Raw genomic sequence first — 17158 nt, 5'->3', positions numbered from 1 at the left:
TTGAGTTATGGCTGAATTAACCACCATCGCTCGCCCTTACGCAAAGGCAGCTTTTGATTTTGCTGTTGAGCATAAAGCAGTAGAAAGTTGGACAGAAATGCTAACTTTCGCTTCATTGGTGAGTGAAAACGAATCAATTAAGCCACTGCTTAACGGTACTTTAGCGAGTACTGAACTTGCCACATTGTTTATAAAAGTGTGTGGTGAGCAAGTCAATGAGCAAGGTCAAAACCTGATAAAGGTAATGGCTGAAAACGGTCGTTTAGGGATACTGTCAACAGTATCGCTACTTTTTGCTGAATACCGTAATGAGTGGGCACAAGAAGTTGAAGCCGATGTGGTTTCTGCCTCTGAGCTAAGCTCTGAGCAACAGCAGCAAATTAGTGTTTCTCTAGAGAAACGTCTCGCACGCAAAGTTAAGCTGAATTGCAGCATCGACGCATCGCTTATTGGCGGTGTAATTATTAAATCAGGCGACCTAGTCATTGATGGCTCGGTAAGCGGTAAGTTATCGCGTCTGTCTGATAAGCTGCAGTCGTAATTGGGAGTTTGAGCATGCAACTGAATTCCACTGAAATCAGCGATCTGATTAAGCAGCGGATCGAGCAGTTCGACGTCGTTAGTGAAGCTCGCAACGAAGGTACTATCGTTGCAGTAAGTGACGGCATCATTCGCATTAACGGCCTTGCCGATGTAATGCAAGGTGAAATGATCGAACTGCCTGGTGGCTGTTTTGCAATCGCGTTGAATTTAGAACGTGATTCTGTCGGCGCCGTAGTAATGGGACCTTACGCTAATTTAGCTGAAGGTGATAAAGTTAGAACCACTGGTCGTATTCTTGAAGTACCAGTGGGTCGTGGTCTACTTGGCCGCGTTGTTAACACTTTAGGTGAGCCTATTGACGGAAAAGGACCTATCGACAACGATGGTTTCTCTCCAGTTGAAGTGATTGCACCAGGTGTTATTGAACGTAAGTCAGTTGATCAACCAATTCAAACTGGTTATAAAGCTGTTGATGCCATGATCCCTATTGGTCGTGGTCAACGTGAATTGATTATTGGTGACCGTCAGACTGGTAAAACAGCGATGGCTATCGATGCAATTATTAACCAGAAAGATTCAGGCATTAAGTGTGTTTATGTTGCTGTTGGTCAGAAAGCTTCTACCATCGCTAACGTAGTACGCAAGCTTGAAGAACATGGTGCATTAGCTAACACTATCGTTGTTGTAGCCTCAGCTTCTGAAGCTGCAGCACTGCAATATTTAGCGCCATATTCTGGTTGTTCTATGGGTGAATACTTCCGTGACCGCGGTGAAGATTCTTTAATTGTATATGATGATTTGTCTAAGCAAGCAGTTGCTTATCGTCAGATTTCATTACTATTGAAGCGTCCTCCAGGACGTGAAGCATACCCTGGCGACGTATTCTATTTACATTCTCGTTTATTAGAGCGTGCTTCACGCGTAAACGTAAATTATGTAGAAAAGTTCACTAATGGTGCAGTAACAGGTCAAACCGGTTCGTTAACCGCATTACCTATTATTGAAACCCAAGCTGGTGACGTATCAGCGTTCGTACCGACCAACGTAATTTCGATTACCGATGGTCAAATCTTCCTTGAGACGGATTTGTTTAACTCGGGCCTACGTCCAGCAGTTAACCCAGGTATTTCTGTTTCTCGTGTTGGTGGTGCTGCGCAGACTAAGATTATCAAGAAACTGTCTGGCGGTATTCGTACTGCACTTGCACAGTATCGAGAGCTTGCTGCTTTCTCACAGTTCGCATCTGATTTAGATGATGAAACACGTGCTCAACTTGAGCATGGTGAGCGTGTAACCGAATTAATGAAACAAAAGCAATATGCTCCTATGAGCGTTGCTGCCCAAGCAGTGTCTATTTTTGCTGCTGAAAAAGGCTACCTTAAAGGTGTTGTTTTAAATGAAATCGGTCGCTTTGAGGCCGCTCTGCTTTCATACATGAACAGTCAACATGCTGACCTATTAAACACCATCAACGCTACTGGCGATTATAACGCTGATATCGAAGGTGAGTTAAAGGCAGGCATGGACAAGTTCATTGAAACCCAAACCTGGTAATAATGAACACGGGGTGTCATTAGGCACCTCAGGTCCCAGATTGGAGAGTAGACATGGCCAGCGCTAAAGAGATTAAAACCAAGATCGCGAGTGTTAAAAATACTCAGAAGATCACTTCAGCTATGGAAATGGTCGCCGCCAGCAAAATGCGCAAAGCGCAGGAACGCATGGCAGCTAGCCGTCCATATGCAGAAAATATGCGTAAGGTGATCGGTCACGTAGCGCAAGGTACTCTCGAGTATAAACACCCCTATTTAGAGGTGAGAGATGCCAAGCGGGTTGGTTACATTGTTGTAGCAACCGACCGTGGCCTTTGTGGTGGTTTGAACGTCAACCTATTTAAACAGGTTGTGTCAGACGTTAAAAAATGGAAAGAACAAGGCGCAGAGATTGAGTTCTGCCCAATTGGTGCCCGTTCTGTTCAGTTTTTTAAAAGCTTTGGTGGTGAAATATCTGCCCATGCATCAGGTTTAGGCGATGCGCCAAAACTTGCTGATTTAATTGGCACAGTACGTGTCATGTTAAAAGCTTACAACGAAGGTAAACTGGATCGTCTGTACATTGTGTTTAACAAATTTGTTAATACCATGGCTCAGACTCCTGTGATCGAACAGCTGCTACCTTTACCTAAATCAGATGAAGACGTAGCGAGTTACCCTTGGGATTATATTTACGAGCCTGATCCAAAAGAAGTTTTGGATATATTGTTAACTCGTTATATTGAGTCTCAAGTGTATCAAGGTGTTGTTGAAAATATTGCCTCTGAACAGGCTGCCCGTATGGTAGCAATGAAAGCGGCAACAGATAACGCTGGCGAAATGATCGATGATCTGCAACTCGTCTATAACAAAGCCCGTCAGGCTGCGATTACGCAAGAACTGTCGGAAATTGTATCAGGCGCTGCAGCGGTTTAGGTTAGGTAACGAAATCAAGTTTAGAGGATTAATCATGAGCACAGGTACTGTTGTCCAAGTAATTGGCGCGGTTGTGGACGTAGAGTTTCCACAAGATTCTGTACCTCGAGTATATGACGCTCTGAAGATCACTGGCGAAGGCGCCTGCAATGGTTTGGTGCTGGAAGTTCAGCAGCAGCTAGGTGGTGGTGTAGTTCGTACCATCGCTATGGGTTCTTCTGATGGTCTGCGTCGTGGTCTAGAGGTAGCAAACTCAGGTTCACCAATTTCTGTTCCGGTAGGGGTTAAGACCCTTGGCCGTATTATGAACGTATTGGGCGAACCAATTGATGAAGCGGGTCCAATCGGTGAAGAAGAGCGTTATGAAATTCACCGTGCAGCTCCTTCATATGAAGATCAGTCAAATTCAACTGAGCTATTAGAGACAGGTATCAAGGTTATTGACCTTGTTTGTCCTTTCGCTAAAGGTGGTAAAGTAGGTCTGTTCGGTGGTGCTGGTGTTGGTAAAACAGTTAACATGATGGAACTGATTAACAACATCGCTAAAGCTCACTCTGGTCTATCTGTTTTCGCTGGTGTTGGTGAGCGTACTCGTGAGGGTAACGACTTTTACTACGAGATGGAAGATTCAGGCGTATTAGACAAAGTAGCCATGGTTTATGGTCAGATGAACGAGCCTCCAGGAAACCGTTTACGCGTAGCGTTAACTGGCCTGAGTATCGCTGAAAAGTTCCGTGACGAAGGTCGTGACGTATTGTTGTTCGTGGACAACATTTACCGTTATACCCTAGCCGGTACTGAAGTATCTGCACTATTAGGTCGTATGCCTTCTGCGGTAGGTTATCAGCCAACACTAGCTGAAGAGATGGGTGTTCTTCAAGAACGTATCACTTCAACTAAGTCTGGTTCGATTACTTCTGTACAAGCAGTATACGTACCAGCGGATGACTTAACTGATCCATCACCAGCTACAACTTTCGCTCACTTAGATGCGACTGTTGTATTGTCTCGTCAAATTGCTTCTTTGGGTATTTACCCAGCGGTTGACCCATTGGATTCGACTTCTCGTCAGTTAGATCCACAGGTTGTTGGTCAAGAGCATTATGATGTTGCAAACGGTGTGCAAACTGTATTACAGCGTTATAAAGAGCTGAAAGACATTATTGCTATTTTGGGTATGGATGAATTGTCAGATGATGACAAAACCATGGTATTCAGAGCACGTAAGATTGAGCGTTTCTTGTCTCAGCCTTTCTTCGTAGCAGAAGTCTTTACTGGTTCTCCAGGTAAGTACGTTTCTCTAAAAGACACTATTCGTGGCTTTAAGGGTATCTTGGATGGTGAGTTCGATCACATCCCTGAGCAAGCGTTCTACATGGTTGGCTCAATCGATGAAGCTGTCGAAAAAGCTAACAAAAAGAAATAACTAGGCCGTAAAGCTTAGTTCTTTAAGGAGAACTTGATGGCAGCCAAAACAGTCCAACTTGATATTGTTAGTGCAGAAAATAGCATCTACCACGGCCAAGTTAGCTTTTTAGAAGTTACTGGTGCTGAAGGTGAGTTAGGTATTATGCCTAACCATGTTGCGTTACTAACAAAAATCAAGCCTGGTATGGCGCGCTTTATCAAGCAAGATGGCAGTGAAGAAGTGTTGTATCTATCAGGTGGTTTACTTGAAGTGCAACCTACTGCAATTTCAGTGCTTGCTGATGTAGCATTACGTGCCGATGATATTGATGAAAAAGCTGCTTTAGCAGCCAAAGAACATGCTGAGCAAGCAATTGCTAACGCGGGATCTGACTTCAATTATGAAGCTGCAGTAATCGAGTTAGCCAAGTCTATGGCTCAATTACGTGTTGTTGAATGCATCAAAAAAAATATCACCAGATAATCTGATTATTTGACGCTTAAAAGGCGACTCTTTATGAGTCGCCTTTTTTATTGGTTAAATCCCTCGCTGTGTTTTCCCTTTCGTTCGTATTCCGTTAAAATGTCAGCAAATCTCTATCGGTTCATTAAAGGAATGCTCAATGTCGTTAAATGTTGTGATCTTAGCTGCAGGTAAAGGAACTCGGATGCGCTCAGATCTGCCTAAAGTACTGCATCCCATAGCCCATAAAAGTATGGTTCAGCATGTTATCGACACAGCCAATTCACTTGGTTCGCAAGTTATTCAATTAGTCTATGGCTATGGGGCTGATAAATTACAAGCTGCTTTAGGTGAGCAAGCATTAAATTGGGTATTACAAGCGGAACAACTTGGTACAGGCCATGCGGTTGCCCAAGCAACGCCGAATATTAATGAAGATGATACGGTATTAATTCTTTATGGTGATGTACCGCTTATCCAGCAATCAACCTTAGAGTCATTACTCGCAGTACGCCCAACTAACGGCTTAGCTATTTTGACTGTCAATTTACCAAACCCTACTGGTTACGGCCGTATCATGCGTGAGCATGGTAACGTAGTCGGAATTATTGAACAAAAAGATGCCAATGCTGAACAGTTAAAAATAAATGAAGTGAATACCGGTATTATGGCGGTACCAGGTAAGCAGTTAAAAGCATGGTTAAATCGTTTATCTAACAACAATGCTCAAGGCGAATATTATTTAACTGACATTATCGCGATGGCTAATGCCGATGGTGTTGAAATTACCACCTCACAACCGCAATCAGCTATCGAAGTCGAAGGCGCGAATAACCGCGTACAACTTGCGCAGTTGGAGCGCGCTTACCAAGCCCGAGCAGCTGAAAAAATAATGCTTGAAGGTGCTAATTTGCGTGATCCAGCCCGTATTGATATTCGTGGTAACGTAACGGTTGGTATGGATGTAATGATTGACGTTAACGTTATTTTTCAAGGTAAAGTCACTTTAGGTAATAACGTAACAATAGGTGCAGGTGCTATTTTGATTGATTGCGACATTGCTGATAATGCAGAAATTAAACCTTATACAATTGTAGAAGGCGCTAAGCTTGGACAATCTGCAAGTGCAGGACCATTTGCCCGTTTACGCCCAGGAGCTGAACTTAAAGAAGATGCCCATATTGGCAACTTTGTTGAAATTAAAAAGAGTGTATTAGGTAAAGGATCTAAAGCGGGCCACTTAGCTTATTTAGGCGACGCACATATTGGCGCTGGTGTTAATATTGGAGCCGGTACTATTACCTGTAACTACGATGGTGCCAATAAGTTTATTACCACTATTGAAGATGGTGTATTTGTTGGTAGTGATACCCAACTAGTGGCACCAGTGACAATTGGTAAACATGCTACATTAGGTGCGGGTTCAACCATAACCAAAGATGTTGCTGAAAATGAACTGGTGATAACGCGTGTTAAACAACGCCACATTACAGGTTGGCAACGGCCGATTAAAATCAAAAAGTAGATTTTTATTCTGACTATTCTAAAGCGGCCATTGGTCGCTTTTTTATTGTTTTAAAGATTATAAATATTAAACTTACCAAATAAAATTTCCAATAAGAGATAAATTAAGCTTAGATTCATTTTAGCGTGTTAATTCAATTCATTGTTTTTTATATGATTTTGATCTATATCAAAGTTAGTTGTAAATATTAAAAAAGAGGTTTAAATAGAAACACTTCTCATTTATATTTCTCTCGTTTATTGGAGTAGAGGTTTCATTGAGGAGTGGTAAATGGTATTTAAATATTCAGTTATAGGTTTAGCTGTTGGTTCAGCATTAATGACGATGCCGGTAATGGCTGAAGTATCTAATGATACAAACATAGAACGTATTAATGTTACGGGTCGAACTTTTAACGATTATAAAGTCGGTACAGCATCTGGTGCTATGCGCGGTGATATCGACCTAATGGATACCCCTCAGTCAGTCAATGTTATTCCTGATTTTGTTACCGATGAACAATTGGCAACTAATCTTGCTGAAGTATTAGTGAATGATTCAAGTGTAACGGCAGGGACTACACGCTGGAACCGCCAGGTTTTCAGTATCCGTGGCTTTGAATTAGATTCTGGTAATGGTTATTTAATTAATGGCCACCAGCAATGGTCTCACTACATACAACCTATTGAAACCCTGCAACAAGTTGAAGTGCTGAAAGGTCCTTCTAGTATGTTATATGGCCAATCTGGTCCTGGTGGTTTGGTCAATATGATCACCAAAAAACCAACTTATGATTCTATGCTTAATGTAGGTGTCGACACTGATGGTTACGGTTCGACCCGTGCACAGATTGATGCTGGAGGTAGCTTAAATGATGCCCAAAGTATTCGTTATCGTAGTGTGTTAGTAAAGCAAGACACAACATATTGGCGTGAATATTCAACCACAGAAGAAAACCAAGAGCGTGATCGTTGGTTAGGTTATCTTAATATGGAATTTGATTTAACCGATGATGTATTGCTGTCTGTTAAATACGATCACACTCAAGATAAAGCCGGTATTGATGCGGGTGGTTGGTTAGACTCTCAAGGTAATGTTATAGGCAATAATAAAACTATTTGGGATGCTCCTTGGGCTTTTACCGATAATACGGTTTCAAATTTAGGTGCAGATCTTACTTGGCATATTAGTGACGACTGGAAAATTAAAGCCGGTTATAACGATCAGCAATTCAATCGTCAACGTTTCGACTCTGCGCCACAATATACCACTGCTCCTTTTAGCAACGGTTACAGCATTAAACCATTTGATCGCTATGATGACTGGCAACATAAAACCGCTTATATCGATTTTACTGGCGAGTTTGATTTTGCAGGAGTTCAACACCAGTTATTGATAGGTGCAAACTATCTAGATTATTTCTATCAACAACAGATCCAGCGTGGAACAAGCCAAACCGTTATTCCTGGGCAGTCAGTTATTAAGCCTGATCTTGATTATCATCTAAGTAGCAAAGGTGATCCGAGCGAATACAAATATTATGGTTTCTATTTACAAGATTTAATGACCGTAAACCAACATTGGAAGTTGCTTGCTGGTGTACGTTATGACGAGCAAAAGAAAGACGGCTTAGGTCAGAACAGTTATGCGGTATCGCCTAAGTTTGGGGCTATTTACTCGCCAATAGAAAATGGCAGTATTTACGTTAACTATTCAAAAAGTTTTACTCCACAAGGTGCTGTTAATAATCAATTTGACGTTAACGATGAACTGGATTTAAAACCTGAATATGGTATTCAGTACGAAGTGGGTACCAAATGGGAACTGTTTGACGATAGCTTATTACTCACTGCGGCTGTATTTGATATCACTGTTGAGAATATTACAATATCTGAAGTATTACCGACTCCAATAGATTCCTATACTGATATCACTACCCAAGGTGGTGAGCAGAAACATCGTGGATTTGAAGTGGGCGCTCAAGGTCAGTTAAGTGACAATTGGTTTATGACATCTTCAATGATGTACCTTGATGCTGAATATCACACGGGTGATGAACGTGAAGGTAAAACACCCGTTGATGCGCCGGAATGGTCGGCTAATATCTGGACTCGCTATGAAATGACCGAAGACTTTGCGATAAACTTTGGTGCTATCTATGTTGGTGAGCGTTTTGCCAACACCGATAACAGTATTAGTAAAGACGGTTATATCCGTTTCGATATCGGCGCAGCCTATACTATGGATGTTATGGGGAAAGACGTCAGTGTACGCGCCAATGTCAGAAATCTATTCGATACCGACTATATTGAAGGTGGTCAGTATAATATGGTCACCATTGGCCAAGACCGGAATTTCAGTGTTGCCGCCGAGGTTAAATTTTAATATTAACGAAGGTTTTATATTTTAAAAGCTAACGTGTATTGATTAATCAATTAAAGGCTTCTGCATACGTCAGAGGCTTTTTTGTACTTTTATTTCAATTTTAGAGTGATAATATCTAGATAAAGTTTCATTTGATGCTAAAATATCTTTCGCTTCGAAACTTATGTGAAAGATAGTTAATTTAAATGACCAAACGTAACACCCAACAACGTCGCCATTCGATCATTAAATTGGTTAATGAGCAAGACGAAGTCAGTGTCGATGAGCTGGCGAATCTATTTGCCACTTCAGAAGTCACTATTCGTAAAGATTTAGCCATGCTTGAAACCCATGGTCTATTGTTACGACGTTACGGTGGTGCAGTGTCTGTACCACAAGAAATGACTCAAATTACTAATGATAAACTGTCTTTAAATAAGCAAGCTATTGCCGCTAAAGCCGCTGAGCTGATCCGCGACCATAATCGAATCATCATCGACAGTGGTAGCACGACATCCGGAATTATTCAGCAACTCAATGACAAACGTGGCTTAGTGGTGATGACCAACTCACTACAGTTGGCCAATGCCATTCACGAGCTTGAAAATGAGCCGACATTATTGATGACCGGTGGCACTTGGGACCCTCATTCAGAGTCTTTTCAGGGGCAAGTAGCTGAGCAAGTATTACGTTCATATAATTTCGATCAGCTGTTTATCGGTGCTGACGGCATTGATCTAAACCGAGGTACCACCACGTTTAATGAGCTCACAGGCTTAAGTAAAGTGATGGCAGAAATGTCTCGTGAAGTCGTGGTATTACTCGAGTCGACTAAAATTGGTCGACGGATCCCAAATCTAGAGCTTCCTTGGGGGATTATTGATGTATTAGTTACCGATGACAATATAACTCAAGATGCGGTAGACACCATTTCAGCGCATGGCGTTAGAGTTATCCTCGCGCCGTACGCAAACTAAACTAAATTGAAACAATAAAGGAAAATATCATGTGTGGAATCGTAGGTGCTGTGGCGCAAAGGGATGTTGCAGAAATCTTAGTGGAAGGTTTACGCCGTCTTGAATACCGTGGTTATGATTCAGCCGGTGTTGCTGTTATCCATCAAGGTGAGTTAAGTCGTACTCGCCGTCTTGGTAAAGTACAAGAATTGTCGTCAGCGCTTACAACAACGCCACTCGCTGGTGGAACAGGTATTGCCCATACTCGTTGGGCTACTCACGGTGAGCCAAGCGAACGCAATGCGCATCCCCATTTGTCTGAAGGTGATATTGCTGTTGTACATAATGGCATTATTGAAAACCACAATAAACTGCGTGATATGCTCCAAGGTCAAGGTTATATATTTGCATCAGATACAGACACTGAGGTTATTTGTCATCTTGTACATCATGAATTAAAAACCGCAGCAAGTTTATTGTTGGCGGTTCAAGCCACGGTAAAACAACTTGAAGGTGCTTATGGCACTGTGGTTATCGACCGTCGAGACTGCGATCGTATGGTTGTTGCCCGTAGTGGTAGTCCGTTAGTGATTGGTTATGGCTTGGGTGAAAACTTTGTTGCTTCAGACCAGCTCGCACTATTACCTGTAACGCGTTCATTTGCGTTTTTAGAAGAAGGTGATGTTGCCGAAATTACCCGTCGCGAAGTCAATATTTTTGACGTAAACGGCAATGCTGTTCAGCGTGAAGTAAAAGAGTCTGAAGTAACTCATGATGCTGGTGACAAAGGTGAGTACCGTCACTACATGCTAAAAGAAATTTACGAACAACCAACGGCTATTGCTCATACATTAGAAGGTAGGATTGCTGGTGGTAAAGTGCTTGATTCTGCTTTTGGTGAAAAAGCGGCCGAGCTGTTAAAAGACATTAAACACGTACAAATAATAGCCTGTGGAACCAGTTATCATGCAGGTATGGCAGCGCGTTATTGGTTAGAAGATTGGGCTGGCGTTTCTTGTAACGTTGAAATAGCATCAGAATTCCGTTACCGCAAATCACATTTATTTCCTAACAGCTTATTGGTGACTATTTCACAATCTGGTGAAACAGCAGATACTTTAGCTGCCATGCGTCTTGCAAAAGAGATGGGTTACAAAGCTACTCTAACCATCTGTAACTCTGCGGGGTCATCATTAGTCCGTGAGTCAGACATGGCTTACATGATGAAAGCAGGTGTAGAAATTGGTGTAGCATCAACGAAAGCCTTTACCGTACAACTTGCAGGTTTATTAATGCTAACAACGGCTATTGGTCGTCATAATGGCATGTCTAGCGACATGGAAGCGGCCATCACTCAAAGTCTGCTATCAATGCCTGCAAAAGTTGAACAAGCTCTTGGTCTAGACGATGCTATTGCAGAACTAGCAGAAGACTTTGCCGATAAACAGCATGCATTGTTTTTAGGTCGTGGCGATCAATATCCTATTGCGATGGAAGGTGCATTAAAGTTAAAAGAAATTTCGTATATTCATGCAGAAGCATACGCCTCTGGCGAGCTAAAGCATGGCCCATTGGCTTTGATTGATGCTGATATGCCTGTCATCGTTGTAGCTCCTAATAACGAATTACTCGAAAAACTTAAATCAAACGTAGAAGAAGTTCGTGCCCGTGGTGGGTTAATGTATGTGTTTGCCGATGTTGACGCTGAGTTTGAGTCAGACGACACCATGAAGGTTATTCAAGTACCACATTGCGATGAGTTTATGGCACCATTAATCTACACAATTCCATTACAGCTATTGTCATATCATGTGGCATTAATTAAAGGTACAGACGTAGATCAACCTCGTAACTTAGCTAAATCTGTTACTGTTGAATAAGTTAATTAAAGTATAGAAATGTGATTAACTGAAACGTTAGCAACTAATTTTACGTTGAAAAAGCGACCAACTCATTGAGTGGTCGCTTTTTTTTGCATCAATTTGAGTCACACCTGTTAACGGATGTTATCCATTTTATAACGCAATACTTAGCCTGTTATTTTAAGGTTATTGGTTTGTTGTCCTATTTATAGGTCACTTACAGCTCATATTACACTCTACTAGATGTCCCCATACTGAACTAATATAGATTTTATACTCTAATTGCGAAATTAATTTTGTATCCATTTGAAATTATTTGTTTTTTAGAGATGTTTATATAACTTTATGAGGTATAACTATGTTTTTATTTGAGTCCTTAGAGCCGCACACCATCGCAGCATGGTTCGCGGTACTTGCAGGATTAATCATCCTGAACGAAATATCCAGACGCAGTATGTGGGCAGGTATTGCCTGTTTTATCATACTTCCTTTAGTGCTCACTTTTACCGTATGGCAAGACACTACATCAGCAGAAGGTTCAACCGTTGGTACATGGTTCCACTGGGCTAAAGTCTACTCATGTTTAGCCGGTTGTCTTGGTTTTATGGCTCTTCGTTATATCAAAGGAGCTGTGAACAATAAATATATGCTCTTCTTTCCCGCGTTTATTCTTGGCATCAACATTCTTGAGGCCGTACTACGTGATTTTCAGGTATCCAGTTTCGGTTTACCGAGTCTTCACGATGGCATGATGATCCAAGGTGGATTATGGAACCTCTTTAACGGTGTAGCTGGGATTTTAAACATTGTCACGATATGTGGTTGGGTTGGTATCTTTGTTAGCAGTAAAAAGTCTAAAGATATGCTTTGGCCCGATATGCTTTGGTTTTGGATCATTGCCTACGATTTATGGAATTTTGCCTACGTATACAACTGTGTACCAGACCATTCTTTCTATGCGGGAGCCGCACTACTTATTTCATGTACCATTCCAGCCTTTTTTATTCAAAAGGGAGCTTGGTTACAACATAGAGCGCACACTCTTGCCTTCTGGATGATGTTTGTTATGACATTCCCATCATTTGTCGACTCGTCTCAATTTGCCGTTAAATCGTCTGGAAGTGTAGAAGCATTGTGGATTGTTTCTATGTTGAGCTTTATCGCTAACGTTGCGGTATTTGTTTACCAATTCCGTCGTATCAGAAGTAGAAAACTGAGTGCCATTCGTGACGAAATTTACACAGATTTACCTGCCTACAATGAAGTCGCTGTATTAAAAAAAGGGTATGTCGCTCCAGCAAACGTTGGAATAAACAACCCTACAACAGCTTCATAAACAAAATCCTAATATCACCACTTTTTTAATCTCCACTGGTTGAGGCATCACCAAGCCTCAACTAGTACATGGCTGTAAAAATTTTAAGAAACATTTTACTAATAACGGAGTAAATACTGATGAATAAGTATCTTTTAGCGCTAACGATTACCGCAACATTAACGTCAAATTATGCATTATCGGCAGAGGAAGAAGAGATAGACATGTCTAGCCCGACTGAAGCTTACACGGCTCTTGGTGTTGGCTATGGTAATAAAGGTATTAATTTAAAAGCGATGTATATGCTTTCAGAGGCGGGATCCGATCGTAAAACAGGCCTTATATTAGAAGCAAACGATATTACAGATCAAGAAGGGGGTGACCCTCAGTTTTCGGGAATACAATCCGGTGCCGTCACCATGAATAATGAGACAACTAATACAAACTATCGCCTTCGCTATGGTTCATTAAATACCAAAAATGGCTTGGGATATATGATTGACGCTGTTGTGAAAGATCATCCATTTTTTGGTCAAACTAGCATAATTCAAGCCGGTGCGTTAGCGACTATTCCTGTTGGAGACAATGGTTATATATGGCCCGTCATATTGGTTGGCGGTGTCATCGTTGAAAACAACTTTAGTGATACAACCGCTGCAGCCGTTGGTATTCCTCAGGCGGTAACAAATATGTCGAGTAGTGGTATTGATATTGCTTCTATAGTGTATTCAACTAAGGTTTATGCTCGCTACAAATTCAATGACACTTGGTGGTTATTGGGTGCTTGGAGTTATACCGATGAAATAAGTGGTAAGAGCTGGGATGAGAGTATTGCTAACGGTGGTTTACAAATTAGCCCACAACAAATTGAACTCACTTTAGGTTATCAGATCACTAATACTCAAAACTTACGCCTTAATTATCACTCATATTCAGAAAGTGGCAGCTCTGACAAGTTATGGGTTGAATACAACTACGCATTCTAATAAGACAACACCTTTTAGTTTTTAAATCATTTTTAGTTTTTAAATAAACTGGATGGAAAATAATAATGAAAAAACAATTAATTTTAGCGTCTGCATTTTTAACGCTCATATCATCCACTGGTTGGGCTAAAACAATAGCCGATGTCAATGTACCAGAGACGATTACAACCAACGAACAAGTTATGCTGCTTAATGGTGCAGGTGTTCGTTCTAAATTTTTTATGGATTTATACGTAGGGTCTTTATTTACATTAAAACAAACCCATGAAGCAAAACCCATTGTAGATGGTGATATGCCTGGCGCAATCCGTCTAAACATAACGTCTGGAATGATAACTTCAGAAAAGCTCACTAATGCACTAAACGACGGTTTTAATCTGGCTACCGATGGTGATACCTCTGCTATTAATGCAAGTATTCAAAACTTTGTTTCATTCACGTTTGCTGAAGAGATTAAAAAAGGCGACCAATTTACACTGGTGAGCATTCCCAAAGAAGGTGTTTATAGCTACAAAAATGGTAAGCAACTTTCTTTTACGCAAGACGAAGCGTTTCGTAAAGCTCTGATGTTGATTTGGCTGGGTAACAAACCTACTGACAAACAACTTAAAAAAGATATGCTAAAAGGCTAACTAAAATTAAAGCAGTAGTATGAGTTGGCGATGGGGCTAACAGGCAAAACGTATCTTTTATAACTAATAATATCGATACGGAGTCGTTAATCTATGTCATTTCTATCGCCAACAATACTGTATTCATTTTAGAGATGCCATCTTAATTAACCTTTGGGATAAATAAGGATATTTATCCCTCATCACTTATTTAGGGCTGATTGAACTTTTGCTGTAAATCTTGCAGCAGTATGTGGGAAATGTTGAACTAAGCTGAGTTTATGGCATTAATTATTTTACAGGTGTAAGCGATAATGCTGCAATATGCCAAATGCGCAGCCCCAAATGGGCTGCTAAATATTTTTAAGTGTTTGTTGTATTAAACTAAAATTTTAAGACGGGTAGCTTATAACCCCTTTTTCAACAACCATCTCTCTAAGTAGTTGCACCATTTTTTTACATTTTCGCGATAGGTATGGCTGAGCAGCGTAGACCAAGGTGATTTTTAAATCGGGTAAACGGTGGTGACATAGTAATTGCTGAAATTCCCCTTCTTCAATGCCGTTTTTTAACATCACTGTTGGCAAAATAATAATCCCCTTGCCATCTCTTGCTAAATTTCGCAAAAGATGGAGATCTTCGCTATACACATAGTAGTCGATGTGTCCTGGCAACCACATTTTGCAATATCGATTTCCTAGTAATTTATGGTTGTCCAGATCTTCAATTGTGTCGGGTTTGCCCATTTTTTGAAGGTAGGCAGCGCTCGCGACCATACAGCAAGGGAGTTCAAGAAAATATTGTTGAACATAGTCATCATTAAGTGGTGGGCAATATGCAGGTAATACCTGAATATCTGTGTTGGTGCGGATCAGATCAATCGCTTGTTTTTGGTGCTCAATTTCTATGTGAACACCGGGATATATATTGGTGTACATTTCAATCACATTGGTAAAAAACTCTGTTACCCCTAAAACAGGAGGGATTGCCATTCGCAGCTTACCTTTCGGCTCTCTATTTTGTTCTTCTAGATGCGACATTGCCGTTTCAACGGCATTAAGACGTGAAGCAACTTGCTCATATAACCATTTCCCATGCTCCGTTAGCTCAATATTATGGGTTGTGCGTATAAGTAACTGATACCCTAATCTTTTTTCTAGTTCTTGAAGTCGTCGGCTTACCTTGCTTCTTTGTAAGTTACATTTTGTTGCGGCAGCGCTAATTCCTTTGTATTGCACGGTATAAGCAAATAATTGAAGGTCATCTAAACTAGGCATAGCTTGTTGTCCAATCTATAAATCACTTACTGCTTATACTACCTCCTTTGAGGTATTATTTGGTTAAAACGCCTTAGGGCATATACTCTAATTGTGAGCCCGATCTTCTACTATTGAGTTTAATTCATGTTTAATGGTCATTACGTATGCCCGCGCTAAGAAATACTGGGCCGAAGGGCGAATTTATCTCCATTTAGATCTACTAATACAGGTGTGTATAGGACTAGATTTTTTCTGCTATTTGTTTTTCGTGCTGCTCTAAATAAGCTATCCATTGTTTAGATTCGGTATTGGGTTGCATATTATACGCTTCAAGCGCAGCTCTTTTTGCATTGGTAATATCGGCAAGATGATAATAAGCCTCAACACGAGCTAAAATATATCGTTGTTCTGGCGATGATATGTTTGACAGCACGGTTAATGCTTTCTGGTAATGCTGTTGTTGTAATAATAGCTGCACATATTCTTTTTTATATTGGCTATCTTGTTCACTTGTTACTTTCCAGGCATTTAATGCCAAATTCCATTGCCTTGCCTGCGTCCAGTAGCGAGCTTCTTCGGCCCAGTCCTGTGGCTGCTTATTGAGGATTGATTCATGATAGATTTGTGCTGCGAGTTCAGGTACTTTTTGGTTTGCATACAACCTTGCCATGGTTCTATATTCTGGTTGGGTTAAATTAAAGCCTGCACGCTGATATTGTTTCATATTCGCTAATGCATTCGCATATTGTTTATGCTGAAGAAACAGCCCTGTTTGTTGCTGCCACCATGTTGCCTTGGTTGGTTCTAATTGTTTTAACGATGACACTGTCGTTAATGCAGATGTCCAATCTGAAAGTGATAACTCCGCACCTAAGCGTAAGGTCAACTGAGCAGCAGCTAAGCTAGGTTGATACACTTGATATTGCTTAAGTGAATAGAGTACCCGTTGCCAGTGTTTAGCCTGATAATTGGCTTGTGCGACGCGAAACCACAGTTCTGTCAGTAACAATGTGCTATCAACATTAGTTGTACTATTTTCAACAATATGACTGATTAAATGTTGATAGTGTGAAAGGGCTGGGTCGTATTGACCCGTTACCAATAAAATATCGGCAAGCATGCGGCGTGTTTTTTGTTGTATATCGGTAGGTAATACGTTTGCCGAGACTGCGTTGGTTAAAGAAGTTTGTGCTAACTCTGATTGTTCTGTTTGCCAATATAGGATCCCTAACATCCGTTCAATGTATGCTCGATCATATTTTCGATGCGGAGTTAATGTATTTAATAATGCTATTGCAGCAGGCGCATCTCCCTCTTGTTCTAACCAAAAAGCTTTGTTCATTGATTTATCAATATTTGAGCTTAATTCTGTAGCCGTTATCGAATAGCTAAATATTAAGCATGACGCATAACAAAGTGT

14 protein-coding genes are annotated in these 17158 nt (G+C 40.9%); 12 read left to right on the top strand and 2 right to left on the bottom strand.

Features of this window, described 5'->3' with window-relative positions; genetic code table 11:
• Positions 1 to 7: 7 nt before the first annotated feature.
• The 12 genes from atpH (at position 8) to ACWXWT_RS01675 (ending at position 14500) form a co-directional block, all read left to right on the top strand.
• Positions 8 to 541: a F0F1 ATP synthase subunit delta gene (atpH, locus tag ACWXWT_RS01730; RefSeq protein ID WP_456039900.1), complete on the top strand. Its 534-nt coding sequence runs from the start codon at positions 8 to 10 to the stop codon at positions 539 to 541.
• A 14-nt stretch (positions 542 to 555) separates the two neighbouring features.
• A complete protein-coding gene (gene atpA / locus ACWXWT_RS01725) occupies positions 556 to 2097 on the top strand; it encodes a F0F1 ATP synthase subunit alpha (RefSeq protein ID WP_456039899.1) in 1542 nt (513 codons plus the stop codon).
• 53 nt (positions 2098 to 2150) lie between these two features.
• A complete protein-coding gene (gene atpG / locus ACWXWT_RS01720) occupies positions 2151 to 3011 on the top strand; it encodes a F0F1 ATP synthase subunit gamma (RefSeq protein WP_456039898.1) in 861 nt (286 codons plus the stop codon).
• 34 nt (positions 3012 to 3045) lie between these two features.
• The gene (gene atpD, locus ACWXWT_RS01715; RefSeq protein ID WP_137224144.1) at positions 3046 to 4437 is read left to right on the top strand and encodes a F0F1 ATP synthase subunit beta; all 1392 of its coding nucleotides are present in this window, start codon (positions 3046 to 3048) and stop codon (positions 4435 to 4437) included.
• Positions 4438 to 4473: 36 nt separating this feature from the next.
• Complete coding sequence (locus ACWXWT_RS01710; protein ID WP_137224146.1) at positions 4474 to 4902, top strand: F0F1 ATP synthase subunit epsilon; 429 nt, start codon at positions 4474 to 4476, stop codon at positions 4900 to 4902.
• Positions 4903 to 5041: 139 nt separating this feature from the next.
• A complete protein-coding gene (gene glmU / locus ACWXWT_RS01705) occupies positions 5042 to 6406 on the top strand; it encodes a bifunctional UDP-N-acetylglucosamine diphosphorylase/glucosamine-1-phosphate N-acetyltransferase GlmU (RefSeq protein ID WP_456039897.1) in 1365 nt (454 codons plus the stop codon).
• Between the two features lie 270 nt (positions 6407 to 6676).
• Positions 6677 to 8770, top strand: a complete 2094-nt coding sequence (locus tag ACWXWT_RS01700; protein WP_456039896.1) for a TonB-dependent receptor — start codon at positions 6677 to 6679, stop codon at positions 8768 to 8770.
• Between the two features lie 185 nt (positions 8771 to 8955).
• Positions 8956 to 9726, top strand: coding sequence for a DeoR/GlpR family DNA-binding transcription regulator (locus ACWXWT_RS01695; protein ID WP_456039895.1), 771 nt, complete (start codon positions 8956 to 8958; stop codon positions 9724 to 9726).
• A gap of 29 nt (positions 9727 to 9755) precedes the next feature.
• Positions 9756 to 11585, top strand: a complete 1830-nt coding sequence (glmS, locus tag ACWXWT_RS01690) for a glutamine--fructose-6-phosphate transaminase (isomerizing) (RefSeq protein ID WP_456039894.1) — start codon at positions 9756 to 9758, stop codon at positions 11583 to 11585.
• A gap of 340 nt (positions 11586 to 11925) precedes the next feature.
• Positions 11926 to 12903 (top strand): DUF5692 family protein, encoded by a 978-nt coding sequence (locus tag ACWXWT_RS01685; RefSeq protein ID WP_456039893.1) that lies wholly within the window; start codon positions 11926 to 11928, stop codon positions 12901 to 12903.
• Between the two features lie 119 nt (positions 12904 to 13022).
• Positions 13023 to 13868 carry a hypothetical protein gene (locus ACWXWT_RS01680; RefSeq protein WP_456039892.1) on the top strand — a complete coding sequence of 282 codons (846 nt, stop codon included), beginning with the start codon at positions 13023 to 13025 and terminating at the stop codon, positions 13866 to 13868.
• A gap of 65 nt (positions 13869 to 13933) precedes the next feature.
• Positions 13934 to 14500, top strand: coding sequence for a chalcone isomerase family protein (locus ACWXWT_RS01675; protein WP_456039891.1), 567 nt, complete (start codon positions 13934 to 13936; stop codon positions 14498 to 14500).
• A gap of 371 nt (positions 14501 to 14871) precedes the next feature.
• On the opposite strand, the gene ACWXWT_RS01670 is transcribed toward ACWXWT_RS01675, so the two are convergent.
• Both ACWXWT_RS01670 and ACWXWT_RS01665 read right to left on the bottom strand, forming a co-directional pair.
• The gene (locus ACWXWT_RS01670) at positions 14872 to 15756 is read right to left on the bottom strand and encodes a LysR family transcriptional regulator (RefSeq protein WP_456039890.1); all 885 of its coding nucleotides are present in this window, start codon (positions 15754 to 15756) and stop codon (positions 14872 to 14874) included.
• A 223-nt stretch (positions 15757 to 15979) separates the two neighbouring features.
• On the bottom strand, positions 15980 to 17080 hold the full coding sequence (locus ACWXWT_RS01665) for a tetratricopeptide repeat protein (protein WP_456039889.1): 1101 nt from the start codon (positions 17078 to 17080) through the stop codon (positions 15980 to 15982).
• Positions 17081 to 17158 lie beyond the last annotated feature (78 nt).

It is taken from the genome of Shewanella sp. A22, assembly GCF_053850585.1.
The sequence above is the reverse complement of the archived record's forward strand: the minus strand, read 5'-3'. Positions and strand labels throughout refer to the sequence as shown.

Coding starts and splice junctions, on each gene's coding strand:
- glmU (WP_456039897.1), top strand. CDS start 5,042: ATGTCGTTAAATGTTGTGATCTTAGCTGCAGGTAAAGGAACTCGGATG.
- ACWXWT_RS01665 (WP_456039889.1), bottom strand. CDS start 17,080: ATGAACAAAGCTTTTTGGTTAGAACAAGAGGGAGATGCGCCTGCTGCA.
- ACWXWT_RS01695 (WP_456039895.1), top strand. CDS start 8,956: ATGACCAAACGTAACACCCAACAACGTCGCCATTCGATCATTAAATTG.
- ACWXWT_RS01680 (WP_456039892.1), top strand. CDS start 13,023: ATGAATAAGTATCTTTTAGCGCTAACGATTACCGCAACATTAACGTCA.
- atpH (WP_456039900.1), top strand. CDS start 8: ATGGCTGAATTAACCACCATCGCTCGCCCTTACGCAAAGGCAGCTTTT.
- ACWXWT_RS01710 (WP_137224146.1), top strand. CDS start 4,474: ATGGCAGCCAAAACAGTCCAACTTGATATTGTTAGTGCAGAAAATAGC.
- glmS (WP_456039894.1), top strand. CDS start 9,756: ATGTGTGGAATCGTAGGTGCTGTGGCGCAAAGGGATGTTGCAGAAATC.
- atpD (WP_137224144.1), top strand. CDS start 3,046: ATGAGCACAGGTACTGTTGTCCAAGTAATTGGCGCGGTTGTGGACGTA.
- ACWXWT_RS01685 (WP_456039893.1), top strand. CDS start 11,926: ATGTTTTTATTTGAGTCCTTAGAGCCGCACACCATCGCAGCATGGTTC.
- ACWXWT_RS01670 (WP_456039890.1), bottom strand. CDS start 15,756: ATGCCTAGTTTAGATGACCTTCAATTATTTGCTTATACCGTGCAATAC.
- atpG (WP_456039898.1), top strand. CDS start 2,151: ATGGCCAGCGCTAAAGAGATTAAAACCAAGATCGCGAGTGTTAAAAAT.
- ACWXWT_RS01675 (WP_456039891.1), top strand. CDS start 13,934: ATGAAAAAACAATTAATTTTAGCGTCTGCATTTTTAACGCTCATATCA.
- ACWXWT_RS01700 (WP_456039896.1), top strand. CDS start 6,677: ATGGTATTTAAATATTCAGTTATAGGTTTAGCTGTTGGTTCAGCATTA.
- atpA (WP_456039899.1), top strand. CDS start 556: ATGCAACTGAATTCCACTGAAATCAGCGATCTGATTAAGCAGCGGATC.